General features: G+C 43.6%; 7 protein-coding genes. 3 read left to right on the top strand and 4 right to left on the bottom strand.

Annotation, left to right across the window (positions count from 1 at the left end; translation table 11 throughout):
- The first annotated feature begins 254 nt into the window (after window positions 1-254).
- From murT to D8805_RS09115, 3 genes are all read left to right on the top strand, one after another.
- Window positions 255-1,598 carry a lipid II isoglutaminyl synthase subunit MurT gene (gene murT / locus D8805_RS09125; protein WP_000770009.1) on the top strand — a complete coding sequence of 448 codons (1,344 nt, stop codon included), beginning with the start codon at window positions 255-257 and terminating at the stop codon, window positions 1,596-1,598.
- The gene (gene gatD, locus D8805_RS09120) at window positions 1,598-2,380 is read left to right on the top strand and encodes a lipid II isoglutaminyl synthase subunit GatD (protein WP_125416947.1); all 783 of its coding nucleotides are present in this window, start codon (window positions 1,598-1,600) and stop codon (window positions 2,378-2,380) included. The genes murT and gatD overlap by 1 nt, the downstream gene beginning before the upstream one ends.
- Window positions 2,381-2,507: 127 nt before the next feature.
- Window positions 2,508-3,590, top strand: coding sequence for a M24 family metallopeptidase (locus tag D8805_RS09115; RefSeq protein ID WP_125416945.1), 1,083 nt, complete (start codon window positions 2,508-2,510; stop codon window positions 3,588-3,590).
- 102 nt (window positions 3,591-3,692) lie between these two features.
- Here the strand turns inward: D8805_RS09115 and D8805_RS09105 are convergent, their stop codons facing one another.
- The 4 genes from D8805_RS09105 to D8805_RS09090 all read right to left on the bottom strand — a co-directional run bounded on the left by D8805_RS09105 (window position 3,693) and on the right by D8805_RS09090 (window position 6,892).
- Window positions 3,693-4,154: an ECF transporter S component gene (locus D8805_RS09105; RefSeq protein ID WP_125416943.1), complete on the bottom strand. Its 462-nt coding sequence runs from the start codon at window positions 4,152-4,154 to the stop codon at window positions 3,693-3,695.
- Window positions 4,132-4,905, bottom strand: coding sequence for a bifunctional hydroxymethylpyrimidine kinase/phosphomethylpyrimidine kinase (locus tag D8805_RS09100; protein ID WP_125416941.1), 774 nt, complete (start codon window positions 4,903-4,905; stop codon window positions 4,132-4,134). Before D8805_RS09100 ends, D8805_RS09105 begins: the two co-directional genes overlap by 23 nt.
- Window positions 4,895-5,644 (bottom strand): tRNA pseudouridine(38-40) synthase TruA, encoded by a 750-nt coding sequence (truA, locus tag D8805_RS09095; RefSeq protein WP_125416939.1) that lies wholly within the window; start codon window positions 5,642-5,644, stop codon window positions 4,895-4,897. Before truA ends, D8805_RS09100 begins: the two co-directional genes overlap by 11 nt.
- A 96-nt stretch (window positions 5,645-5,740) precedes the next feature.
- Entirely contained in the window at window positions 5,741-6,892 is a 1,152-nt protein-coding gene (locus D8805_RS09090) for an MFS transporter (RefSeq protein ID WP_125416937.1), read from the bottom strand.
- Window positions 6,893-6,990: the final 98 nt, after the last annotated feature.

Here is a 6,990-nt window from a genome sequence, read left to right as displayed (position 1 = left end):
ATCTTTGTCAGTTATAATGGATTAATGAAATTTTAAAACCTGTAGGGGATAATCGATGTCCTCTCCTTTCTTATGTTCAGAGTAAGAAAGATTTATTTCTTAAAGTTGCCAAAGTTATCAAATCCAAAGATATTGTATTTGATTGGTTTGGTTTAATCAGAACCTAAAAAGCACTTCTAAGGTTACTTCTTTAGTTGATCTTAGAGGTTACTTTAGTTATTGGACTGCTGGGCGCAGTATGATATAATAGAAACATGAAATTAAAAACTACTTTGGGCCTTCTTGCTGGGCGTTCTTCTCACTTCATCTTGAACCGTCTTGGTCGTGGAAGTACGCTCCCAGGAAAACTCGCCCTTCAATTTGATAAAGATATTTTACAAAATCTAGCTAAGAACTACGAGATTGTCGTGGTCACTGGAACCAATGGCAAAACCCTGACAACTGCCCTCACTGTCGGCATTTTAAAAGAAGTTTATGGTCAGGTTCTAACCAATCCTAGTGGTGCCAACATGATCACAGGGATTGCAACGACCTTCTTGACTGCCAAATCGTCTAAAACTGGGAAAAATATTGCCGTCCTTGAAATTGACGAAGCCAGCCTATCTCGTATTTGTGACTATATCCAGCCTAGTCTTTTTGTCATCACCAACATTTTCCGTGACCAGATGGACCGCTACGGTGAGATTTACACAACTTATAAGATGATTTTGGATGCCATTCGTAAGGTGCCTACGGCTACTGTCCTCCTCAATGGTGACAGTCCGCTTTTCTACAAGCCAGCTATTCCAAATCCTGTAGAGTATTTTGGTTTTGATTTGGAAAAAGGGCCAGCCCAACTGGCTCACTACAATACCGAAGGAATCCTCTGCCCTGACTGTCAAGGCATCCTCAAATATGAGCACAATACCTATGCCAACTTGGGTGCCTATATCTGTGAAAATTGTGGTTGCAAACGTCCTGACTTGGACTACCGTCTAACAGACTTGGTTGAGTTGACCAACAATCGCTCCCGCTTTGTCATTGACGGACAAGAATACGGCATCCAAATCGGTGGACTCTATAATATCTACAATGCCCTTACTGCGGTTGCTATTGCCCGTTTCCTCGGGGCTGATTCACAACTCATCAAGCAAGGATTTGACAAGAGCCGCGCTGTCTTTGGACGCCAGGAAACCTTCCATATCGGTGATAAGGAATGTACCCTTGTCCTCATCAAGAATCCTGTTGGAGCGACCCAAGCTATTGAAATGATCAAACTAGCACCTTATCCATTTAGCCTATCTGTCCTCCTTAATGCCAACTATGCTGATGGGATTGACACCAGCTGGATCTGGGATGCTGACTTTGAACAAATCACTGACATGGACATTCCAGAAATCAACGCTGGCGGTGTCCGTCATTCTGAAATCGCTCGTCGTCTACGAGTGACGGGTTATCCAGCTGAGAAAATCACTGAGACAAGTAGTCTGGAGCAAGTTCTCAAGACCATTGAGAACCAAGACTGCAAACATGCCTATATCCTGGCTACCTATACTGCTATGCTTGAATTCCGTGAACTACTGGCTAGTCGTCAGATTGTTAGAAAGGAGATGAACTAATGGTTTATACTTCACTTTCCTCAAAAGATGGCAACTACCCTTATCAGCTCAACATTGCCCACCTCTATGGAAACCTCATGAATACCTACGGGGACAATGGAAACATCCTCATGCTCAAGTATGTAGCTGAAAAACTGGGGGCACATGTGACGGTTGATATCGTTTCTCTCCATGATGATTTTGATGAAAATCATTACGATATCGCCTTTTTCGGTGGTGGTCAAGACTTTGAACAAAGTATCATCGCTAGCGACCTGCCTACTAAAAAAGAGAGCATTGACAACTACATCCAAAACGAAGGAGTATTTCTAGCCATCTGTGGCGGTTTCCAACTATTGGGGCAATATTATGTTGAGGCTTCAGGGAAACGCATAGAAGGGCTAGGGGTCATGGGTCACTACACCCTCAACCAGACCAATAACCGTTTTATCGGTGATATCAAGATTCACAATGAAGATTTCGATGAAACCTACTATGGCTTTGAAAATCACCAAGGCCGTACCTTCCTTTCTGATGACCAAAAACCGCTGGGACAGGTTGTCTATGGAAATGGAAATAACGAAGAAAAGATCGGCGAAGGGGTTCATTATAAGAATGTCTTTGGTTCCTACTTCCACGGACCTATCCTCTCTCGTAATGCCAATCTAGCTTATCGCCTAGTCACTACTGCCCTCCGAAAAAAATACGGTCAGGATATCCAACTCCCTGCCTATGAGGACATTCTCAGTCAAGAAATCGCTGAAGAGTACAGTGACGTGAAAAGCAAGGCTGACTTTTCTTAAACTAAGGACAACTATATCAAAGAACTCCCCTATCATATCGGAGTTCTTTTTGCTTGCTCTTTTACCCTTCTCTCTTGCATTTTCTCTTTTTTTTTGCCAAAATAGAGGGGTAGAAAGAAGGTAGCATATGTCTAAATTACAACAAATCCTAACATATCTTGAATCAGAAAAACTAGACGTCGCTGTCGTATCTGACCCCGTCACTATTAATTATCTCACTGGCTTTTACAGTGATCCCCATGAACGCCAAATGTTCCTTTTTGTCTTAGCGGACCGGGAACCTCTCCTTTTTGTCCCAGCCCTTGAAGTGGAGCGTGCAACCAGCACCGTTTCCTTCCCAGTAGTGGGTTATGTGGATTCTGAAAATCCATGGCAAAAAATCAAAAACGCTTTGCCTCAGCACGACTTCAAACGTGTCACTGTTGAGTTTGATAATCTCATCTTGACCAAATACCATGGCTTGAAAACAGTTTTTGAAACTGCTGAGTTTGAAAATCTCACTCCTCGCATCCAACGCATGCGCCTCATCAAATCAGCTGACGAAGTGCAAAAAATGATGGTTGCAGGTCTCTATGCTGATAAAGCTGTCAAAGTTGGTTTTGACAACATTTCTCTTGATAAGACTGAGACAGATATCATCGCTCAAATCGACTTTGCTATGAAACGTGAAGGCTATGAAATGAGCTTTGATACCATGGTTTTGACTGGCGATAACGCTGCAAATCCACACGGAATTCCTGGTGCAAACAAAGTTGAAAAGGACGCCCTTCTCCTCTTTGACCTCGGTGTCATGGTTAATGGCTATGCCTCAGATATGACTCGTACGGTCGCTGTCGGCAAACCAGACCAATTCAAGAAAGATATTTACAACTTGACCCTTGAAGCCCAACAAGCTGCCCTTGACTTTATCAAGCCAGGTGTGACTGCTCATGAAGTAGACCGCGCCGCCCGTGAAGTCATCGAAAAAGCTGGTTACGGTGAGTACTTCAACCACCGTCTCGGTCACGGTATCGGTATGGATGTCCACGAATTCCCATCTATCATGGAAGGAAACGACATGGTCATCGAAGAAGGCATGTGCTTCTCTGTTGAACCAGGTATCTATATCCCTGGTAAAGTCGGCGTTCGTATCGAAGACTGTGGTGTCGTAACCAAGGATGGCTTTGACCTCTTTACAAGCACCAGCAAAGATTTGCTTTATTTTGATTAATATTCTTTGAAAATCTTCCCACAATAAAACGCATAATATCAAGGTTTTTCAACAACTGATATTATGCGTTTTTCTGATTTTTAGAACTTTTCTCCAGCCGCTTTACTTAATTTTCTTAATACTCTGACTAAGCACAAACCCTACAACCATTCCCACGATATTTTGCAGGAAGTTTGGTAGGATTTCTGGTAGGGCTGCCGCCCAGCCATTCATCAAAGTTGAACCCAAGGCGTAGCCTCCTACCATCGCAATAGTAGCTAAGATAAGGCCTAGCCACTGAGATTTCCCTTTAAATCCTGCGAAAAATCCCTGCAAGCCATGGTTTACCAAGCTAAAGAACATCCACTGTGGATAGCCTGATAGAAGGTCAATTAGAAACCCTGCTAGTCCTCCAACGACAGCTCCTTCTTTACTGCCAAAGTAAAAGGCAGTAAAGAAAATACCTGCATCCAAGAGAGTCAACATTCCTGTTGGCGTTCCAATTTTTAAGTAATAACCTAGGACTACTGAAAGAGCGGTTAAAAGGGATACAAGGGCGATTTTAGTTGTTTTGGTTTGCTTCATATTGTCTTACTCCATATTGATCTGCTTGTGCAATAGCACGGTAAACGAAAGCTTTAGAACTCTCTACTGCTGGTAAAAGTTCAGCCCCTTTAACCAAGTGACTGGCGATGCTTGAGGCAAAGGTACAACCTGCGCCAGCATTTTGGCCTTGAATGACTGGGTTTTCTAGAACAGTGAAAGTTTGTCCATCATAAAAGACATCCACTGCCTTGTCCTGACTGAGGCGATTGCCTCCCTTGATAATAACTGCTGGCGCTCCCAAGTCATGCAATTTCTGCGCTGCTGTCTTCATATCTTCCAAGGTTTTAATCTCTTGATCTGCTAGCAATTCTGCTTCTGGGAGATTAGGCGTGATCACACTGACATGAGGGAAAAAGCGAATCAACTCTTGACAGAGTTGGCTGACTGCCACATCATGCGTCTCCTTGCAGACCAAAACGGGGTCCAATACCACAGGCACTCTCGGACGTTGCTTGATAAAGTCCAGTGTCTTCTCAGCCACACTGACAGTAGGGAGAAGACCAATCTTGATCCCTGCAAAGTCCACGTCACGCAAACTATCCAACTCATGTTGAAAAATAGTATCGTCCGTCGGAAAGACTTCAAATCCCTTTTCTGTCAAGGCTGTCAAGCAAGTCACCGCTACAAAACCATGCAAACCATTCAAGGTATAGGTGGCCAAATCAGCTGACAAACCACCACCACTAAAAATATCATTTCCAGAAAGTGCTAAAATACGATTATTCTTCATAACGAATCTCCTTCAAATACAAGCCATTCGGTGCTGCAGTGGGACCAGCAAGTTGCCTGTCCTTTTTCTCCAAGATGAGGTCAATCTGCTCAACTGGCATGCGGTTGTTGCCGATTTTGAGAAGAGTCCCCACCATATTGCGAATCTGTTTGTAAAGAAAACCATTTCCAGAAAAGGTAAAGGTCAAAAACTGGCCTGTATCATCCACCCTAAGACTCGCTTCTGTGATGGTGCGAACCTTATCCTCCACACTAGTCCCAGAGGCTGTAAAACCAGTGAAATCATGGGTTCCTTCTAGCCTTTTGATTGCCGTCTGCATCCGTTCCACATCGAGCGGATAAGGAAAGTGAGTGGCATAGTGACGGCGCATAGGATTTTTGGGACGTCCTCTATCCACGATAAACTCATAGGTCTTGCTATGCTTGGCGTAACGACAGTGAAAATCATCCGCCACAAGCTCCATCGAGATTACATCGATATCTTCCGGAGATTGGGTATCCAGAGCAAAACGGAGTTTTTCCTCATCCATCTGATAGGGGAGGTCAAAATGAATGGCCTGACCAAGAGCATGGACCCCACTATCTGTCCTACCAGCACCGTGAACAGTAACCGCTTGTCCTTTATTCAGCCTCGTTAAGGTTTTTTCGATTTCCTCCTGAACGCTCCGCGCATGGGGCTGACGCTGAAAGCCAGCAAAGGCATAGCCGTCATAGGAAATAATTGCTTTATATCTTGTCATAAGTCTTATTTTATCAAGAAATAATCCTGCAAACAAGTTCAAAGAAAGGAAATTGTCTGGGTACAGAAATAATAAAGAAAAAGCTAGGAATCATTCCTAAGCTTTCTTTTGAAGTGCGTACATAACAAAAATAGAAGTGACAATCAACCAGCATCCTAGAATGGTGAAGACCAGCATCCCGTTTTGAGTAACCATACCGACAGCTCCCAGGACGAATGGTGTCGTAAAGGCCCCAAAACTACATCCTAACACTGCAAAAGATGTTGCCTGATTAAGGAGCTTCGCTGGGATTCTTTCAGAAAGAAGCTGAAAGACAGTGGTCAAGGCCACACTATAAGAAAAACCTGCCACAATACTTCCAACTACCATCACACCCAATGACGGAGACAAGGCAATCACAATCTGCCCCAATCCAAAGGCGATGCCTGACCAAAGGAGCAATCTTTCTTTAAAGAGAGAAATCAAGAAAGAAAAACTCACACCAGCCACAATCCCAATCAGCTGCATGACACTTAAAACCAAACTCGATAACTGGGCATCCCCTAGACCTCTTTCCACCATCAGACTAGGAATACGAATGGTGATAGCTGTGTTGGTGCAGACAACAACTGCTGCTTCGACAGCCAATAGAAAAATTAAGCCTTTCATCTGTCCTGTCAAACGAGTCGTTTCGGCCTCTTTTTTCTTTGTTTCTTTCTTTTCTTTCCCATAAGGGACAAAGAGAAGATAAAGAATCAATACTAAAAATCCCGCACTGTAGGCCAAGAAGGTCACTGTCCATCCCAAGGACAAGAGTTGACCTACCACTAGAGTCAAAATCGACGCCCCGACAACTTCTGCTGATCCGCGAAGACCCAACATCTGGATCCGTGTCTTTCCATGATAGCGTTCGCTGATGATGGAAATAGCCTTGGCATTGATCATCCCAACACCCAAGCCAAATAAAATCCGCATAGCAAAGACAAAGTTATAATCCTGATACCAGAAGGGAGCTGTTCCACCGATAGAGAGGATGAGAAGTCCCAGACTAATCTGAAGTCGCTCAGGAAACAAACGCTCTAGCACCCCGTTTAAGACTAGCATAATCATAATCCCAAAAGAAGGGAGACTGACTAGGAGCTCGATTTGTTCTTTGGGATAGCCTTGATAATAGTCAAACATGGCTGGTAGAGCACTTGATATGGAAAAGGAGGTAATCAAAACGAGGGAGAGGGCCAAAATACTAGCCCGTTCTAAAAATTGTTTCATGGATTTTCTTTCTGTATATTTCTCACTGTTGATCCTTTTAAAAGGAAGATGGCAAGAAAAGAAGGAGCCCGATTGAACTAGAGACTCCGTCCTAACTT

Source organism: Streptococcus oralis subsp. dentisani, from assembly GCF_003944205.1.
GTDB lineage: Bacteria > Bacillota > Bacilli > Lactobacillales > Streptococcaceae > Streptococcus > Streptococcus oralis_BH.
The sequence above is the reverse complement of the archived record's forward strand: the minus strand, read 5'-3'. Positions and strand labels throughout refer to the sequence as shown.

What these genes read in the sequence shown, in the direction of transcription:
- D8805_RS09105 (WP_125416943.1), bottom strand. Translation starts at nt 4,154, where the DNA reads ATGAAGCAAACCAAAACAACTAAAATCGCCCTTGTATCCCTTTTAACC.
- murT (WP_000770009.1), top strand. Translation starts at nt 255, where the DNA reads ATGAAATTAAAAACTACTTTGGGCCTTCTTGCTGGGCGTTCTTCTCAC.
- truA (WP_125416939.1), bottom strand. Translation starts at nt 5,644, where the DNA reads ATGACAAGATATAAAGCAATTATTTCCTATGACGGCTATGCCTTTGCT.
- D8805_RS09115 (WP_125416945.1), top strand. Translation starts at nt 2,508, where the DNA reads ATGTCTAAATTACAACAAATCCTAACATATCTTGAATCAGAAAAACTA.
- D8805_RS09090 (WP_125416937.1), bottom strand. Translation starts at nt 6,892, where the DNA reads ATGAAACAATTTTTAGAACGGGCTAGTATTTTGGCCCTCTCCCTCGTT.
- D8805_RS09100 (WP_125416941.1), bottom strand. Translation starts at nt 4,905, where the DNA reads ATGAAGAATAATCGTATTTTAGCACTTTCTGGAAATGATATTTTTAGT.
- gatD (WP_125416947.1), top strand. Translation starts at nt 1,598, where the DNA reads ATGGTTTATACTTCACTTTCCTCAAAAGATGGCAACTACCCTTATCAG.